General features: G+C 63.7%; 16 protein-coding genes. 9 read left to right on the plus strand and 7 right to left on the minus strand.

Going from position 1 to position 15,648, the window contains the following annotated elements; genetic code table 11:
• The 8 genes from J3489_RS34200 to fliR form a co-directional block, all read left to right on the plus strand.
• Positions 1-243 (plus strand): hypothetical protein (locus tag J3489_RS34200; protein WP_207005245.1); only part of this gene is annotated, 243 nt, incomplete at its 5' end.
• 84 nt (positions 244-327) lie between these two features.
• A complete protein-coding gene (fliL, locus tag J3489_RS34205; RefSeq protein ID WP_207005246.1) occupies positions 328-831 on the plus strand; it encodes a flagellar basal body-associated protein FliL in 504 nt (167 codons plus the stop codon).
• A gap of 76 nt (positions 832-907) precedes the next feature.
• The gene (fliM, locus tag J3489_RS34210) at positions 908-1,906 is read left to right on the plus strand and encodes a flagellar motor switch protein FliM (protein ID WP_207005247.1); all 999 of its coding nucleotides are present in this window, start codon (positions 908-910) and stop codon (positions 1,904-1,906) included.
• 58 nt (positions 1,907-1,964) lie between these two features.
• The gene (gene fliN, locus J3489_RS34215) at positions 1,965-2,390 is read left to right on the plus strand and encodes a flagellar motor switch protein FliN (protein ID WP_374193517.1); all 426 of its coding nucleotides are present in this window, start codon (positions 1,965-1,967) and stop codon (positions 2,388-2,390) included.
• Positions 2,387-3,022 carry a flagellar biosynthetic protein FliO gene (gene fliO / locus J3489_RS34220; protein WP_207005249.1) on the plus strand — a complete coding sequence of 212 codons (636 nt, stop codon included), beginning with the start codon at positions 2,387-2,389 and terminating at the stop codon, positions 3,020-3,022. The genes fliN and fliO overlap by 4 nt, the downstream gene beginning before the upstream one ends.
• Positions 3,023-3,850, plus strand: a complete 828-nt coding sequence (gene fliP / locus J3489_RS34225) for a flagellar type III secretion system pore protein FliP (protein WP_242540540.1) — start codon at positions 3,023-3,025, stop codon at positions 3,848-3,850.
• Positions 3,851-3,918: 68 nt separating this feature from the next.
• A complete protein-coding gene (fliQ, locus tag J3489_RS34230) occupies positions 3,919-4,188 on the plus strand; it encodes a flagellar biosynthesis protein FliQ (RefSeq protein ID WP_207005250.1) in 270 nt (89 codons plus the stop codon).
• 52 nt (positions 4,189-4,240) lie between these two features.
• Positions 4,241-5,023, plus strand: coding sequence for a flagellar biosynthetic protein FliR (gene fliR / locus J3489_RS34235; protein ID WP_207005251.1), 783 nt, complete (start codon positions 4,241-4,243; stop codon positions 5,021-5,023).
• Between the two features lie 45 nt (positions 5,024-5,068).
• On the opposite strand, the gene flgL is transcribed toward fliR, so the two are convergent.
• From flgL to J3489_RS34250, 3 genes are all read right to left on the minus strand, one after another.
• Positions 5,069-6,322, minus strand: coding sequence for a flagellar hook-associated protein FlgL (gene flgL, locus J3489_RS34240; RefSeq protein ID WP_207005252.1), 1,254 nt, complete (start codon positions 6,320-6,322; stop codon positions 5,069-5,071).
• 11 nt (positions 6,323-6,333) lie between these two features.
• Positions 6,334-8,343: a flagellar hook-associated protein FlgK gene (gene flgK / locus J3489_RS34245; RefSeq protein WP_207005253.1), complete on the minus strand. Its 2,010-nt coding sequence runs from the start codon at positions 8,341-8,343 to the stop codon at positions 6,334-6,336.
• 231 nt (positions 8,344-8,574) lie between these two features.
• Positions 8,575-9,330: a flagellar brake protein gene (locus J3489_RS34250; protein ID WP_207005254.1), complete on the minus strand. Its 756-nt coding sequence runs from the start codon at positions 9,328-9,330 to the stop codon at positions 8,575-8,577.
• A gap of 515 nt (positions 9,331-9,845) precedes the next feature.
• On the opposite strand from J3489_RS34250, the gene J3489_RS34255 reads away from it, so the two are divergent.
• Positions 9,846-11,105 (plus strand): DUF6402 family protein, encoded by a 1,260-nt coding sequence (locus J3489_RS34255; protein WP_207005255.1) that lies wholly within the window; start codon positions 9,846-9,848, stop codon positions 11,103-11,105.
• A gap of 735 nt (positions 11,106-11,840) precedes the next feature.
• Here the strand turns inward: J3489_RS34255 and flgJ are convergent.
• From flgJ to flgG, 4 genes are all read right to left on the minus strand, one after another.
• A complete protein-coding gene (gene flgJ / locus J3489_RS34260) occupies positions 11,841-12,779 on the minus strand; it encodes a flagellar assembly peptidoglycan hydrolase FlgJ (RefSeq protein WP_207005256.1) in 939 nt (312 codons plus the stop codon).
• 112 nt (positions 12,780-12,891) lie between these two features.
• Entirely contained in the window at positions 12,892-14,058 is a 1,167-nt protein-coding gene (locus J3489_RS34265) for a flagellar basal body P-ring protein FlgI (RefSeq protein WP_207005257.1), read from the minus strand.
• A 4-nt stretch (positions 14,059-14,062) separates the two neighbouring features.
• On the minus strand, positions 14,063-14,776 hold the full coding sequence (locus J3489_RS34270; RefSeq protein WP_207005258.1) for a flagellar basal body L-ring protein FlgH: 714 nt from the start codon (positions 14,774-14,776) through the stop codon (positions 14,063-14,065).
• Positions 14,777-14,830: 54 nt separating this feature from the next.
• Entirely contained in the window at positions 14,831-15,619 is a 789-nt protein-coding gene (gene flgG, locus J3489_RS34275; protein WP_207005259.1) for a flagellar basal-body rod protein FlgG, read from the minus strand.
• Between the last annotated feature and the right edge of the window lie 29 nt (positions 15,620-15,648).

Consider the following 15,648-nt stretch of genomic DNA (forward strand, 5'->3'; position numbering starts at 1 on the left):
AATATTTTTGAGATGACTCGATGTTGCCCTTTCGCAAAACACCACACCATCAATCGAGCCGCAGCTCCCGCGCCGCCCGATAACAAGGCCGTCGACTTGCACAACTTCGCTGCCGCGCTATCCGCAGAAGCGAACGGAATTGCCAGTGCCGCAGGGAGACGCCAGTGCACGAAAAACCGACAAGCAGAAGCCCCAGCCGCCGCAAAGACAGCAAACTCCGCATTCCGCAAACGTGCGAGCTAACCCAAAATCCCCCTTCTTTTCGGCCTATCACCAAGACCGCCCATCCCGAACAATGCAGACTACGGCATAAAAGCAGGCAAACCCATGGCAACGACGACCGCAGCACAGCAGCAACAGGCCGCGCCCCCGGCACCGAGCAAGATGAAGCGCATCATCTTGATCGCGATCATTGCGATCATCGTCGCGCTCGGCGCCGCCGCCGGCGCGTACTTCTTCGTGCTGAAGGACGGCCTGCCGCACGTGTCGGCTTCGAAGCCCGCGCCGCCGCCCGCGCCGATCTACTTCGCGCTCGAGCCGATGACGGTGAACCTCCAGTCCGACGACGGCAACATGCATTACCTGCGCGTCGGTCTGTCGCTCAAGCTGACCGACCCGAAAACCCAGGAACAGCTCACTCAGCACATGCCGGAGATTCGCAGCCGCATCCTGCTCGCGCTCTCGAACAAGAAGCCGGACGACCTCGCGACGCTCGATGGCAAGCACGCGCTCGCGAGCGAACTGAAGGTGCTCGTCGAAAAGCCGACCGACGCGGGCGGCGCACCGCCGCATGTGCAAGACGTGCTCTTCACCGAATTCGTTGTCCAGTGACACGGCCCCGCAGCTGAACCCGGCGGCGTTTCAAGCCGTTATCCGATAGCCACGACGCACCAGCGAGAACCAGGAAATGGGCCACGAAGAGTTCATGTCCCAGGAGGAAGTCGATGCCCTCCTGAAAGGCGTAACCGGCGAAGCCGACTCGGTCTCCGACCAGGGCGACCGCTCGGGCGTGCGCCCGTACAACATCGCCACGCAAGAGCGGATCGTGCGCGGCCGGATGCCCGGCCTCGAGATCATCAACGACCGCTTCGCGCGGCTCTTGCGCGTCGGCATCTTCAACTTCATGCGGCGCACCGCGGAGATCTCCGTCGGCCCCGTGAAGGTGCAGAAGTACAGCGAGTTCACGCGCAACCTGCCGATCCCGACGAACCTGAACCTCGTGCACGTGAAGCCGCTGCGCGGCACGTCGCTGTTCGTGTTCGACCCGAACCTCGTGTTCTTCGTCGTCGACAACCTGTTCGGCGGCGACGGGCGCTTTCACACGCGCGTCGAAGGCCGCGACTTCACGCAGACCGAGCAGCGCATCATCAGCAAGCTGCTCAACCTCGTGTTCGAGCACTACCAGACGTCGTGGAAGAGCGTGCGTCCGCTGCAGTTCGAATTCGTGCGCTCGGAGATGCACACGCAGTTCGCGAACGTCGCGACGCCGAACGAGATCGTGATCGTCACGCAGTTCTCGATCGAATTCGGGCCGACGGGCGGCACGCTGCACATCTGCATGCCCTATTCGATGATCGAGCCGATCCGCGACATCCTCTCCTCGCCGATCCAGGGCGAAGCGCTCGAAGTCGACCGCCGCTGGGTGCGCGTGCTGTCGCGCCAAGTGCAGGCCGCGGAAGTGGAGCTGACGGCGAACCTCGCGGAAATCCCCGTGACGTTCGAGCAAATTCTCAACATGCGCGTCAACGACGTGCTGCCGGTCAACATCCCCGAGCGCATCACCGCGAAGGTCGACGGCGTGCCGGTGTTGGAATGCGGCTACGGCATTTTCAATGGTCAATACGCGCTGCGGGTTCAGAAGATGATCAGCGTCAGCGAATCGATGAAGGAAGGTGGATATGACTGAGCTGAACGCGACGCCGGAGTCCGGTCAATCGGATGTCGATGCGCAAATGGCGGCTGCCATGGCGAGCGAAATGATCGAAGCGGCCGATGCCGCCGCAACTGAGGATTCGGGAATGGACGATTGGGCGAGCGCGCTTGCCGAGCAGAACAACAACGCCGAGGTCAATCCGGCCGCGGCCGGCGTGTTCCAGCCGCTGTCGAAGGTCGAGCCCGCGTCGACGCGCAACGACATCGACATGATCCTCGACATCCCCGTGCAGATGACCGTGGAGCTCGGCCGCACGAAGATCGCGATCCGCAACCTGCTGCAGCTCGCGCAAGGCTCGGTCGTCGAACTCGACGGCCTCGCGGGCGAGCCGATGGACGTGCTCGTGAACGGCTGTCTCATCGCGCAGGGCGAAGTCGTCGTCGTCAACGACAAGTTCGGCATTCGCCTGACCGACATCATCACGCCGTCCGAGCGCATCCGGAAGCTCAATCGATGAGATTCGCGCAGCGCCCCGGCGGGCGGCTTTCGCTTGCCGCTCCGGGTGGATGGCGCGCGCGGGCGTGGCTCGTACCGGTGCTGTCCTTGGCATCGTCGGCCCCGCGCGCAGCGCTGGCCGCCGACATGAACGCCGTCAACAACGCAGCGAAGATCGCCACGGGCGTAGCCTCGAGCGTCGGTGCGGGCACCGCGGTGCCGTCGCTGGGCGTCGGGGCCGTGCTGCAGACGATCGTCGGCCTCATCGTCGTCATCGGCCTCGTGTTCGCATGCGCGTGGCTCGCACGCCGCTTCGGCTTGCAGCCGTCGAGCCGCGGCGGGCACGTCAAGGTCATCGCCGGCACCTCGCTCGGCGGCAAGGAGCGCGTGGCCGTCGTCGAGATCGGCGACACGTGGCTCGTGCTGGGCACCGCGCCCGGCAACGTGCGTCTCCTGCATACGATGCCGGCCGGCTCGGCAAGCGCGCAAGGCGCCACGGGGTTCGCGTCAGGCGGCATGTCCGGCTCGGGTTCCGGTTCCGGCGCACACGCTGCGCAAACCGCACTCACGGGCACCTTCGGACAGCGCTTTCGCACCGCGTTGATGAGCGAGGCGAGCAAACGTTTTCAGCGCCGCGAGAGCGGAGACAAGTAAATGCCGTCTAGCCGTACCCTCACCCGAGGCGCGCAAGCGGGCGCGCGCGCCGCTTCCCTGCCGCAACGCTTCCGGCAACTGACGAAGGCCGCGCTGCCCGTCCTGCTGCCGGCGCTGCTCGGCGCGCTGCCGGCGCTGTCGTTCGCGCAGAGCGCGGGCCTGCCCGCCTTCAACACGAGCCCGGGACCGAACGGCGGCACGACGTACTCGCTGAGCGTGCAGACGATGCTGCTGCTCACGATGCTGTCGTTCCTGCCGGCGATGGTGCTGATGATGACGAGCTTCACGCGCATCATCATCGTGCTGTCGCTGTTGCGCCAGGCGCTCGGGCTGTCGACGACGCCGCCGAACCAAGTGCTCGTCGGCCTCGCGATGTTCTTGACGCTGTTCGTGATGTCGCCCGTGCTCGACAAGGCGTACAACGACGGCTACAAGCCGTTCTCGGAAGGCACGCTGCCGATGGATACGGCCGTCTCGCGCGGCCTCGCGCCGTTCAAGACCTTCATGCTGCGCCAGACGCGCGAGTCCGATCTCGCGCTCTTCGCGAAGATCTCGCACGCCGCGCCGATGCAGGGGCCGGAGGACGTGCCGCTGTCGCTGCTCGTGCCGTCGTTCGTGACGAGCGAGCTGAAGACGGGCTTCCAGATCGGCTTCACGATCTTCATTCCGTTTCTGATCATCGACATGGTGGTGGCGAGCGTGCTGATGTCGATGGGGATGATGATGGTGTCGCCCGCGACGATCTCGCTGCCGTTCAAGCTGATGCTGTTCGTGCTCGTCGATGGATGGCAGCTCTTGATCGGCTCGCTCGCGCAGAGCTTCACCTGAATTGGCGCGCTTATGAGCGCCGCGCCGGAACCGTTTAGTCAGATCCCACTTCGAAGCAGGCCTGAACCATGACGCCAGAATCCGTAATGTCGCTCGCGCACCAGGCGATGTACGTTGCGCTGCTGCTTGCCGCGCCGCTCTTGCTGGTGGCGCTCGTGGTGGGCCTTGTGGTGAGCCTGTTTCAGGCGGCCACGCAAATCAACGAGACCACGCTGTCGTTCATCCCGAAGCTGCTTGCAGTCGCGGTGACGATGGTGATCGCAGGCCCCTGGATGCTCACGACGATGCTCGACTATCTGCGCCACGTGCTCACGAGCGTGCCGCAGCTCGCCGGCTGACGCGCAGGCACCGCGCTTTCCCGCTCGCCTTTCTTCGTTCCCGCGCGCCGCGATGTTCTCCGTCACCTATGCGCAGTTGAACACGTGGATGACCGCCTTTCTGTGGCCGTTCGTGCGCATCCTCGCGCTGGTGGCGACGGCACCGGTGATCGGCCACATGTCGGTGCCGGTGCGCGTGAAGATCGGCCTCGCCGCGTTCATCGCGATCGTCGTCGCGCCGACGATCGGACCGTTGCCGCAGCCCACGGTGTTTTCGGCGGCGGGCATATGGATCATCGTGAACCAGTTCCTGATCGGCGCGGCGCTCGGCTTGACGATGCAGGTCGTGTTCGGCGCGGTCGAAACGACGGGCGGCATCATCGGCATGCAGATGGGGCTCGGCTTTGCGTCGTTCTTCGAACCCGGTTCGAGCAACGCGAGCGACGTGCTCTCGCGCTACCTGAACACGATCGCGATGCTGGCCTTCCTCGCGTTCGACGGACACCTGCAAGTGATCGGCGCGCTCGTCGCGACGTTCCAGACGGTGCCGATTTCGGCGAACGTGCTTGGCGCACCGGGATGGCGAACGCTCGTCGAATGGGGCGGGATGTTGTTCTCGGCGGGGCTGCTGCTGGCGCTGCCGGTGGTGGCGGCGCTCTTGATCGCCAACTTGGCGCTCGGGATTTTGAATCGCGCCGCCCCGCAGATCGGCGTCTTCCAGATCGGCTTTCCGGTGACGATGCTGGTCGGCATGCTGCTTGTGCAGCTGATGCTTCCGAACATGATTCCGTTTTTTTCCCGCATGTTCGATCTCGGGATCGATGCGCTGGGGCAGGTGGCGGCCGGGCTGAGATGACGCCGGCGGGCCGGCGCCCGGCCAGCCGAGGTCATCGGTACGGCATCACGGATTGACGTATTGGAACAGCGACATCTGCTGGATCTGCACGAAGCTCTTCTGCGCAGCCGACAGCGAGGTCTGCAACTGTTCGAACTGGCTGATCGTCGCCGCCACGTTCGTGCTGGTGACAGCGGACAGGCTGGTCTGCGTCTGCAGCGTGCTGGTCGACGTCAACGTCTGCAACGCCGTGAGCTCCTGTCCGCGGCCGCCGACCGAAGCCTGCACCATCGACACGTTGGTCTGCGAGTTCTGGAGCGCCGATTGCCCCGCTGTCAGCACGTTGGTCAGGTTCGCGAGGGCGCTCGCATTGCCGGCCGTCGGCGTCTTGAGCGCCGTGATGACCGAATCCAGCGTGGCGAACACGCTGCTGTTGACCTGCGAGGTGGCCGGCGTCACCGTGAACTGGTCGCCGCTGTTCGGCGTGCCCGAGATCGTCGTGCTCATCCCGGCGCCGAGATTGAGCGTGAGCGTCGAACCGGACGTGGCCGCGTAAGCCGTCGGCGGCGTGATGACGGTCGGCGGGACGGTGGTGTTGTCCGTCACCGAGTAGGTCGGCGCGGCCGCCGTGCCGGCGAACTGGATCGTGTAGCTATCGTTATTGGTCGCGATCGCCGGGTTGGAGAGGGTCACCGGGCTGATCGTGCCGGTGCCGGTATTGCCCGATGCCCCGGCCGCCACCGGCGTGGTGCCCGTCGTCGGCACGCTCATGAATACGCTCTGGCCGCTGTCGTTCGTCTGAATCTGCCGCGAGCCCGACACCTGCGCCAGCTGCTGGCCGGTATCGCCGTTGTACGAAACGCCTCCGCCCGGAAGGTTCGTAAACGGCTGCGTCGTCGATTGAAACCCGGAGAATATGGCGTTCCCCGAACCGTTGGTCGTGTTCGCAAGCGCCAACAGCTGGTTGCGGTAGCTTTGCATCTCCTGCGCAATCGCGTTGCGGTCGGTATCGGAGAGCGAGCCGTTGTTGGCCTGGATCATCAGCGACTTGACGCTTTGCATGACGCTCGTGACGCTTCCGAGCGTGCTGCCCTCGAGCTGCAGCGCCGACTGTGCCGAGCTCTGGTTCGTCGTGTACTGCGTCAGCGTCGCGGAAGCGACGCTCAACGTGACGGCCTGCGCGGCGCCGATCGGGTTGTCGGCGGGCGTGTTCAGCGCCGTGCCGCTCGACAGCTCCTGGGACAGCTGCGCCAGTTGAGCCTGTTGATTGTCCATCGTCTGGACGCTCTGGTTGTAAATCTGCGAAGTGGCAATGCGCATGGCTCAACGCCTCACTGAATGACGCCGATCAACGTTTGGAACAAGGTCTCGGCAGTCTGGATGACCTTGCTGTTCGCCTGATAGAGCTGCTGGTATTGCATCAGGTTGGCGGCCTCGTCATTGAGGTTGACGCCCTGGACCGATTGCTGCGCCGCCGTGATCTGCGTGACGACCGCCGTCTGCGACGTGCTCGACGCCTGAAGCTGGCTCGTCGCGTTGCCGATGTTGTTCACGTAGTTCGCGTAGGCGTTCGTCAGCGTCACGGTGCCGTTCGACAGCACGGGGTTCGACACGAGGTTCGACATCGCGAGCGCGTTGCGCCCGTCGCTGGCGGCGCCCGTGTTCTGGCCGATCGTGAAGCTGTCGCCATTTGCCGGCGTGCCGCTGATCGTGAACGTCACGGCGTTCGGGCCGGCGGCCGGCGGCGGGGTGTTGACCGTGATCGACGCGCCCGCCGTATACGGGACCGTGGTGACCGGCGGCCCGGCGGTGATCGCGATCGGCGCGCCGCTGCCGACGGTGACCGTCGAACCGACCGGGAATCCGGAAAGCGCCGGGGGAACCGCCGTGTTGTAGGTCACGGTCAGCGGCGGGTTCGGAATCGAGTAGCCTGCGCCCACGGTGCCCTGCGTGATCGCCCCCGTTCCCGTGTTCGTGGTGGCCGCGTGCGCCAGCACCGGCGACGCAGCGGCGATCGCGGTCGGATCCGTCGTCGCGAGCGCGAAGCTGTCGAGCGCGCCCTGGGTCGGCTGTATCGTGAACGAATCGCCGTTCTGGATCGCGCCGCCCCCGACGCTGAGCGTCAGGCCGCCGATCGTGACCGGGGTGCCGACGGCGAGCGTGGTCGACGTGCCGACCACGGAGCCCGTCGTCGTGTCGGTCAGCGTATAGGTGCCCGTGCCGGTGACCGTGCTGTACGACAGCGAAAAGTTGTCGGCCGGCGGCTGCGACGCGTTCGCCAGCGTCACCGTCAGCGACTGCGTCCCCGTGTTGCCCGCGTTCGCGTAGACCGCCGGCCCCGCCACGGAGAACAGGGGGCCGCCCGCCGCGCCCGTCAGCGTCAGGCCCAGCTGGTTCTGCGCGTTCACCTGCGACGCGAAGCTCGTCGCGATCGCGCCGAGCTGCGCTGCTGCCGGGTCGAGCGTCTGGCTCACGAACGAGAGCAGGCCGCCGACGGAGCCGCCCGTAAGCGTGGAGCTCGACAGGTATTGCGGCGTGGCCGGGGCCGGCGAGCCCGCGGCCCCCGTGTACGAGATCGCGACCTCGCTCGGGTTGCTCGGCGACGTGACGGCCGCGAGCTGGAAGGCCTGATTGCCGGCGACGAGCGGCTGTCCGCTGCTGAGGGACACGGTGTAGCCAGTGTTGTTCCGCACGACGGAGACGCCGGCCAGTTGCGAGAGCTGCGAGAGCGCGAGATCGCGCTGGTCCATCAGCTGATTCGGCGGCTGGCCCTGCGACCCCGCCGCCAGGATCTGGCTGTTGAGCTGGGCAATCTGGGTCGCGTAGCTATTGATCTGCGAAACGGAGCTGGTCAGCTGCTGGTTCACGCTTTGGCGCAGCTGGTCGTACTGCTGGCCGGCCGCGTTGATCTGGTTCGCGAGCTCCTGCGCATCGCTGATCGCGGTCTGGCGCACGGCGACGCTGCCAGGGTTGTTCGAGACGTTCTGCAGGCCGCTGAAGTAACCGGTGATCGCCGCCGCAATGCCCGCGGTCGGGCTGCCGACCAGGTTGTTCAATTGCGAGGCCATCGTGTAGCTGGCCGTCGATGCGCTGCTCGTCGCTTGCGCGTTGTTCAGCTGCGTCGTCAGGTACTGGCTGTACGCGCGCTGTACCGTCACCGTGGTCACGCCGCTGCCCATGTAGCCCGCGCCGGTGTACTGCCCGCTCGACTCCGCGAAAACCGGATTCTCGACCGTATAGCCCGGCGTCGTCGCGTTGCTGATGTTCTGGCTCGTCACCGTCAGGCCCCATTGGGCAGCCTGGAGTCCGCTAAGACCGATGCTGAAGAGATCGTTGGACATGCGTCATCCTGATGGGGCGGGCGCGATATCGGGCCGCCGGTTGCGTGAACTGGCTGTATAACGGCACCGCACGGAGAAAATTGAGGGGACAAGCAAGCGGAGCCGCGCGATGCGTCACCGCATTATCGGCGGCGCGGCAGGCGGGCAAACCGCCGAGCAGCGCGGCAATCGGCGGTCAATTCTTCGCCCGGCATCCGCTCGGGCGAAGAACGTGCGGAAGATGCGGATGCGTCACGCGCGCACGAGCGAGCGGCGCCTCATTTCGAGCTGGGTGATGAGACGCTGCAACGTGTTTTCCGCGCTGCCGGGCAGCGACATGAAGCGAAAGCCGAGCTGATAGCGGCGCAGGCCGTTGGGCATGTTCGCCGCGCGATGCGAGACGAGCTGCAAGCCGAGCGAGAGCGTGCCGTGCGTGTTGAGGAACAGCTCGACGTCTTCGAGCACCGTGCCCATCGGCAGCTCGGCGACGCGCTCGTCGGTCGTGCGCAGGCCGACGCCGCCGAGCGAGATATCGTGCACTTCGAAGCGGAACGGATCGCCGCCGGGCAGAAGGCCCTTGCAGACGTACGGGTCCAGGATCGGCGCGTCGACGCGGAAATACTCGCGCCGCTGCACGTAGAAGAGCACCTCGGGAAACGCGGCTTCGAAGGCGGGCAGCCCTTCGAAACGGGTTTCGCTCGGCGTGCTCGTGGTGAACTCGACGCGCACGCCTTCCGGCGACGCGTGGAACATGCAGCGCGGCGCGGCGAGCATCCCCTTGTTCTGCTCCGCAAGCGCACCCCAGTCGAACACGAACATGCGCTCGCGCACGTCGACGTCGAGAATGCGCGTGACGAGCTGTCCGCCGTTGTACTGGACGGTCAGGAAATCGCCGCGGTTGAGGAGGTTGCGCAACTGCACGCCGATTTCCAGCGGGTTGCGACGGCCGAAGCTCGGACCGGAATCCGCGGATTCCTCCGGCATTTCATTCGACTGATTGATTTCCATGGGCTTGCCGGTATTCCGTTCTCTCGCGGGCGCGCCAAGAGACCAATGGCGCGCGTCTAGGCCGGACTCGTGCGGAATCCGGCACTTGGTCTCTATGATTAGCGGCAGCTAACCGGCGAAGTTTATAGCAAATGTTGAAGATATTTGAAGGAACCGGAAGCAGGGAACGGTCAGGCTGGATCCACTTCAACAGAAGAGCGCTGCGGCACGAGCCGTGTTTGTGCATCGAAAGCCCACTCGCGGCGCCATGTCACGCCCACTAGCCGACAAATAGCTTTCACTGCCGTGCTACTCTGGCGGTCGCCTAATTTTCATTCGAACCAAGCACTCAAATGATCGCTGCTCGCCTAGTCGCGACCGCTCCGCTCTGCGCATCGTTCGTTGCCGATGCCGCCGATTCCACCACTGCGACACGCCGAACGAACGCGGAAAACTATCAAGAACTCTCCGAATAGATACGGTCGTAGGCTCCATCCGCGAACAGATGCTTCACATAAGTCAGGGAGACAACGGATATGGCTTCGGTAGACGAGGAAGTGCTGTACTACAAGATCAACAAATTGCTGTGGCGATGGAAGCGCCAAGAGGGCGCTCGGGTCGTTCGCGAGGCGTCGCTCTCGATGGACAAGGCCCCGCCGCCGCTACCCGCGCCGCCCGAACCTCCGGTTGCAGAAGCCTCCGCGCCGAAGCCGCCAAAACTCGATCCGGCCGAAAAACTGGTCGATGATATCGAGCGGATCGCCAACGCGTTCTCGCGTTTCAAGACGTGGCTTAACACGCCCGAGCCGCCGAGGCCGGCCAGCCCGCCAAAACCGGTCAAGAAAGTAGAAACGGTGCCGCCGTTCGATATTCAGGAGATTCCGGGGGCGATGCGCAAGGAGTTCATGCCAATATCGGCCAAGCTGATGGAGCGGTGGTTTGCTGGGCGGTTGAACTATTCGCCCACCACTGAGGACGAGGAAAAGGAAATCAATCAGGTGGGCAAGCCTTATCCGCCCGACATGTACGACTTGACGACGGTAACGCTGGATTGGGTGCTTGAATTTCCTCGCGCCAAGGAGAAATTCGACTATCTGATCAATAAGGCGATTCGGTCAGAGGGGGCACGCAAGGTGCTTGAAGACAAATTTTCTCGTTACAAGGACAAATACGATGGCGCGTACAAATACCGTATCCTCGCCATCGAGAACTCAGATCTTGCCAAGAGCAACCCGACCGATTTACACCGTCAGTTCCAGTTTCAACGCACCATGGTTGATGGCACGTTCGGGGAAAAAATAGCTCTACTGCTGAAAGCGAATCTGACAAATAACGGTTCGCCTGACGATCTCACTGGCGCGCTTGGTTCGTTCAACTTCTATGCTGCCATTGCTACCGCCAGCATTTCCTGGAATACCGACGCGGGAAGGTCAAAAGCCGAGGTAACCGGTATCTATGTTTACGCGAAAGACGGCTACACATTCACCGATGATGAAGGCGCACGTTCACAGTACCTCGGGCACTGGAGCAAGGATCGCGTTATCGTCGTGCCATACGACGCCGCAGCGGAGAAGATATCTCGTCTGCCCTACGACGAAGACGTTTCCATCGTTGCTTATTCTTTCGATGCACCCGTTGCCGTTGGCGATATATCCACCAAGGGCAATGTTCATTACCCGGTCTACAACAGCAGCTTTCGACAGTGGGCGATCAAGCATCAGCGAGGAGGGGACTTCATTGTGTATACCGACCGCCGGTTTGTTCGGGTCAATCCGCCTCTCGAGATCTACCTATGAGATTCCCCTCCAGAAAGTGCATTGCATTATTCGTCGTCATTGTGGGGGTGCTGTATCTGTGCCTCTTCAATCGCACACCACGTGGAAATAATTGCATAATTTCCAGGTCCACAAATGGCATCTACATAGCCGAGCTATGCCTGTTGACGTGGAGTTCGCGCGATATTCCAGAATACGTTGGCCGGCTATACGACGCAAAAAGTGGAAAGATGCTGTTGCAGAGCACGTTCCTTACGTCGGATCCTGAAATTATATGGTTTAAAAGTGGAGACCTCGCATTTTCCCGCGGTGATGGCGGCGATGGTTCCGGTTATATAACTTTGCCTCCTTCCACATGGGACAAGCTGCTCGCGGCACGCCCCCGCAACCATAAATGGTCTGTGTTCGATCAAGCCTCATCAGAGTATGTGACCGGCAACTGGTCGCCATACCAGGAATTCGAAAAGCACTTCGATATTGATCAGACCGTGCGATGCCTAGACAGCACGACAAGAAAAGAAGTGACATGTCCATGGCGGGAATCCCCGCCAATGCAATGACAGTGTGTTCTCTTCAATCACGCGCCGTGAGGCACGGAATGCAAACGATCCACTTCACCAGACGGTGACTACATTGCTGAGCGGTGCCTGCTGAAATGGATTGCGGGCGGCAGTTCGGAATACGCTGGACGGCTATTCGACGCGAGAAGCAATTAGCTGCTTGCCGAGCTTGCGCTAAGCATTCCCGTATCAGCCCTCACCCCATCTGTTGCATGATCGAAATCAGCTTGTTCGCGTAGTGCGGATCGGTCGCGTACCCCGCGCGCTGCATCCCGTGCGCGAAGCTCGCGGCGTCGCGCGACGAATTCACCACCGACGCATAGCGCGGATTGTCCTTCAGCATCTTCGCGTAGTCGGTCATCGCCTCCTGGTACGAGTCGTACGCGCGGAACTTCTCGATCACGCGTTGCGGCTTGCCGTCCACGTACTCCGTCGTCAGCGTCGAAACCGTCTTGCCGGTCCAGTCCTTCGTCGCCTTGATGCCGAAGACGTTGTGGCTCGTCGAGCCGTCGGCCTTCTTGATCTCGCTCTTGCCCCAGCCCGATTCGAGCGCCGCCTGCCCGATGATGAAGCGCGCCGGGATGCCCGTCGTCGCGCTCGCGGCCTGCGCCGGCGCGGCCAGCTTGTCGACGAACGCATCGACCTTCGGCGACGCGCCGTTGCCGCGCAAGGGCGGCGTCAGCGCGCTGTTCGCGGAATACCCCGTGCTGCTGCCGGACGACAGCGCGCCGTTCGCCTTCGCATTCGCAAACGCCTTCGACAGCGCGTCCAGCGCGGCGTGGTTGCCCTCGTTGCCCGCGCCGGCCTGCATGCCCGTATTGCGCATCAACTGCTTGAGCATCATGTCCGCCACGCCGATGCCCTTCGAAGACATCTGCTGCGACAACTGCTGATCGAGCATCGACGTGAACTGCGCGGTGTCGTTCGAATCGAGCGGGCTGTCCTGCGGCGTCGCCTCGCGCATGCTCTTCAACATCATCTGCGTGAACACGGCATCGAATTGCTTCGCGGCCATCTTGAGGCCCGCCTGCGGCGATGCGTTGACCTGCGCGCGCAAGGCGTCGAAGCCTTGCGTGTCGAGCGCGAAGCGCTGCGACAGGTCGAGTGCGGCATTGGATGCGTTCGAATTGTTCATCGTCCGTCGTCCTTCTTCGTTCTTTGCTGCCTAAAGGAAAGAGCCCCCACGCTCACTTCGTTCGCTGCCCCCCGAGGGGGCGTCAGTGCGCTTGGGGCGGCCCGGCGCGCACTTAAATGATCTCGAGGTCCGCCTGCAACGCGCCGGCGGCCTTCATCGCCTGCAGGATCGACATCAGATCCGCGGGCGTGGCGCCGAGCGCGTTGAGCGCCTTCACCACTTCGGCGAGGTTCGCGCCTGCGGTCACGAGCTTGAGCGAGCCGTTGTCCTGCTTCAATTGAATCTGCGATTGCCGCGCGGCGACGGTCGTGCCGTTCGAGAACGCGCCCGGCTGGCTCACCACGGTCTGCGTGTTCACGACCACCGACAAGTTGCCGTGCGCCACCGCGACGTTTTGCAGCGTCACCATCTGGTTCATCACGATCGAGCCGGTGCGCGCGTTCAGGATCACCTTCGCGGCGGGGAGCGCCGGCTTCACGTCGAGGTTCTCCAATTGCGCCATGAACGCGACCTGCTGCGACGTATCGGCCGGCGCGCGAAGCTGGATCGTGCGGCCGTCGAGCGGTGTCGCCGTGCCCTGCCCGAACGCGTTGTTGACCGCGGCCACGACGCGCTGCGCCGTGTCGTAGTCCGTGTCGTTCAGTTCCATCTGCATCGTGCCGCCCGCGTCGCTCACGCGCGTCTGCACCGCGCGCTCGACGATCGCGCCATCGGTGATGCGGCCCGCGGCCAGTTGATTGACCTGCACCTTGCTGCCGTTCGCGCTCGCGCCCGCGCCGCCCACGGCAACGTTGCCCTGCGCGAGCGCGTAGACCTGGCCGTCGGCGCCTTTCATCGGCGTGAGAAGCAGTGTGCCGCCGCGAATGCTCTTCGCGTTGCCGAGCGACGACACGGTCACGTCGATCGCTTGCCCGGGCCGCGCGAACGGCGGCAGCGTCGCCGTCACCATCACGGCGGCGACGTTCTTCAACTGCATGTTGGTGAGCGTCGACGTGCTGTTCGTGCCGCCGATCTGCTGGTTGTTGATCGAGATGCCGAGGTTCGCGAGCATGTTCGCGAGCGTCTGCGTCGTGAAGGGCGTCTGCGTGGTCTGGTCGCCGGTGCCGTCCAGGCCGACGACGAGGCCGTAGCCGATCAGCGGGTTGTCGCGCACGCCCTGGATCTGCACGAGGTCCTTCAGGCGTTCGGCGTGCGCCGCCGGCGCGCCGGCGCCGAACAGCGCCGCAATCGCAAGCGAAAACACGATAGGCGCGAAGGCGCGAATGAGTTTCGATTTCATAGCATCACCATGGGGCCAGGTTCAGGAAGAAGCGCTGCAGCCACCCCATGGTCTCGGCTTCGTTGATGACGCCCTTCGCCGAATACTCGATCTTCGCGTCGGCCACCTGGTTCGAGAACACGCTGTTGTCGCCGGCTACCGTGTTCGGGTTCACGACCCCGGAAAAACGCACGAACTCGTTGCCCTGGTTGATGAGCATCTGCTTCTCGCCGCTCACCACGAGGTTGCCGTTGGGCAGCACGTTCGTCACGGTGACGGTGATCACGCCGTTGAACGTGTTCGATGCGTTCGCGCCGCCCGTGCCGGCGAACGTGTTCGCACCCGTCGCGTTGATGTTCGCGTGACTGAACACAGCGCCGAAAAAGCCCGCGGTCGGCACCGAGAAGTTGGTCGTGCCGTTGCGGTTTGCGGCGAGCCCCGATGACTTGGTGGCGTTGATGTTTTCCGAAATGACGATGGTCAGGATGTCGCCGACATTGCGAGGCCGCTGGTCTTCGAAGAGCGGGTGCCCCGCATAGCCCGGGTTGTAGATCGAGCCGGGCGGGTTCAACTGCGGGGGCACCGGCGGGGTGGCTGACATCGGCTGCTGCGTGATCGGCTCCCGCTTGAACTGTGCGCAGCCGCCGAGCACGCCCGCCGCCACCACGCCGGCGAATGCGAGCCTCGAGGCTGTGCGCAGCGCGCGCAAAGGAACCGGAATACGAGAGAACTGCGACATCTTCGATTACCGCCTTATTTATTGCCTATTCGTCAACTGCGCATCGAACGCGCGTCAGACTTGCATCTGGCTCAAGGTCTGCAGCATCTGGTCCGACGTCGTGACGGCCTTGCTGTTGATCTCGTACGCGCGCTGCGTCTGGATCATGTTCACGAGCTCCTGCACGACGTTCACGTTCGACGCTTCGACGTAGCCTTGATTGAGCGTGCCCGAACCGTTCGAGCCCGGCGCGGCGACGTTCGGCGCACCCGACGACGCCGTTTCCGACAACAGGTTCTCGCCGTTCGACTGCAGGCCTGCCGGGTTGATGAAGGTCGCGATCTGCAGCGTGCCGACGTTCTGGTTGTTGGCCGAGCCCGGCACCGTGATCGTCACGACGCCGTCGCTGCCGATCGTGAGCGACGTCGCGTTCACGGGAATCGTGATTGCCGGAATCACCTGGTAGCCGCTCGACGTGACGAGCTGGCCCTGCGAGTTGGTCTGGAACGAGCCGTCGCGCGTGTAGGCGATCGTGCCGTCCGGCATCTGCACCTGGAAAAAGCCGTTGCCGTTGATCGCAACGTCCTTCGAGTTGCCGGTCTGCTGCAGGTTGCCCTGCGTGAAGAGGCGCTCGGTGGCGACCTGCTGCACGCCGGTGCCGACCTGGCTGCCCGACGGCAGCTCGGTTTGCTGCGTCGAGTTCGCGCCCGGCTGACGCAGCGTTTGATACATGAGGTCCTCGAACACCGCGCGCGAGCCCTTGAAGCCGTTCGTGCTCACGTTGGCGAGGTTGTTCGAGATCACGTCCATCTGCGCCTGCTGCGCGTTCATGCCGGTGGCGGCGATGTAGAGGGAACGGTTCATTTGGGGTCTTCTCCAGAAATTCTTTTAGC

Source organism: Trinickia mobilis (genome assembly GCF_017315705.1).
GTDB lineage: Bacteria > Pseudomonadota > Gammaproteobacteria > Burkholderiales > Burkholderiaceae > Trinickia_A > Trinickia_A mobilis.

Excerpts from the sequence above, each read along its gene's own strand:
- fliL (WP_207005246.1), top strand. The coding sequence starts at position 328 with ATGGCAACGACGACCGCAGCACAGCAGCAACAGGCCGCGCCCCCGGCA.
- fliM (WP_207005247.1), top strand. The coding sequence starts at position 908 with ATGGGCCACGAAGAGTTCATGTCCCAGGAGGAAGTCGATGCCCTCCTG.
- fliN (WP_374193517.1), top strand. The coding sequence starts at position 1,965 with ATGGCGAGCGAAATGATCGAAGCGGCCGATGCCGCCGCAACTGAGGAT.
- fliO (WP_207005249.1), top strand. The coding sequence starts at position 2,387 with ATGAGATTCGCGCAGCGCCCCGGCGGGCGGCTTTCGCTTGCCGCTCCG.
- fliP (WP_242540540.1), top strand. The coding sequence starts at position 3,023 with ATGCCGTCTAGCCGTACCCTCACCCGAGGCGCGCAAGCGGGCGCGCGC.
- fliQ (WP_207005250.1), top strand. The coding sequence starts at position 3,919 with ATGACGCCAGAATCCGTAATGTCGCTCGCGCACCAGGCGATGTACGTT.
- fliR (WP_207005251.1), top strand. The coding sequence starts at position 4,241 with ATGTTCTCCGTCACCTATGCGCAGTTGAACACGTGGATGACCGCCTTT.
- flgL (WP_207005252.1), bottom strand. The coding sequence starts at position 6,322 with ATGCGCATTGCCACTTCGCAGATTTACAACCAGAGCGTCCAGACGATG.
- flgK (WP_207005253.1), bottom strand. The coding sequence starts at position 8,343 with ATGTCCAACGATCTCTTCAGCATCGGTCTTAGCGGACTCCAGGCTGCC.
- J3489_RS34250 (WP_207005254.1), bottom strand. The coding sequence starts at position 9,330 with ATGGAAATCAATCAGTCGAATGAAATGCCGGAGGAATCCGCGGATTCC.
- J3489_RS34255 (WP_207005255.1), top strand. The coding sequence starts at position 9,846 with ATGGCTTCGGTAGACGAGGAAGTGCTGTACTACAAGATCAACAAATTG.
- flgJ (WP_207005256.1), bottom strand. The coding sequence starts at position 12,779 with ATGAACAATTCGAACGCATCCAATGCCGCACTCGACCTGTCGCAGCGC.
- J3489_RS34265 (WP_207005257.1), bottom strand. The coding sequence starts at position 14,058 with ATGAAATCGAAACTCATTCGCGCCTTCGCGCCTATCGTGTTTTCGCTT.
- J3489_RS34270 (WP_207005258.1), bottom strand. The coding sequence starts at position 14,776 with ATGTCGCAGTTCTCTCGTATTCCGGTTCCTTTGCGCGCGCTGCGCACA.
- flgG (WP_207005259.1), bottom strand. The coding sequence starts at position 15,619 with ATGAACCGTTCCCTCTACATCGCCGCCACCGGCATGAACGCGCAGCAG.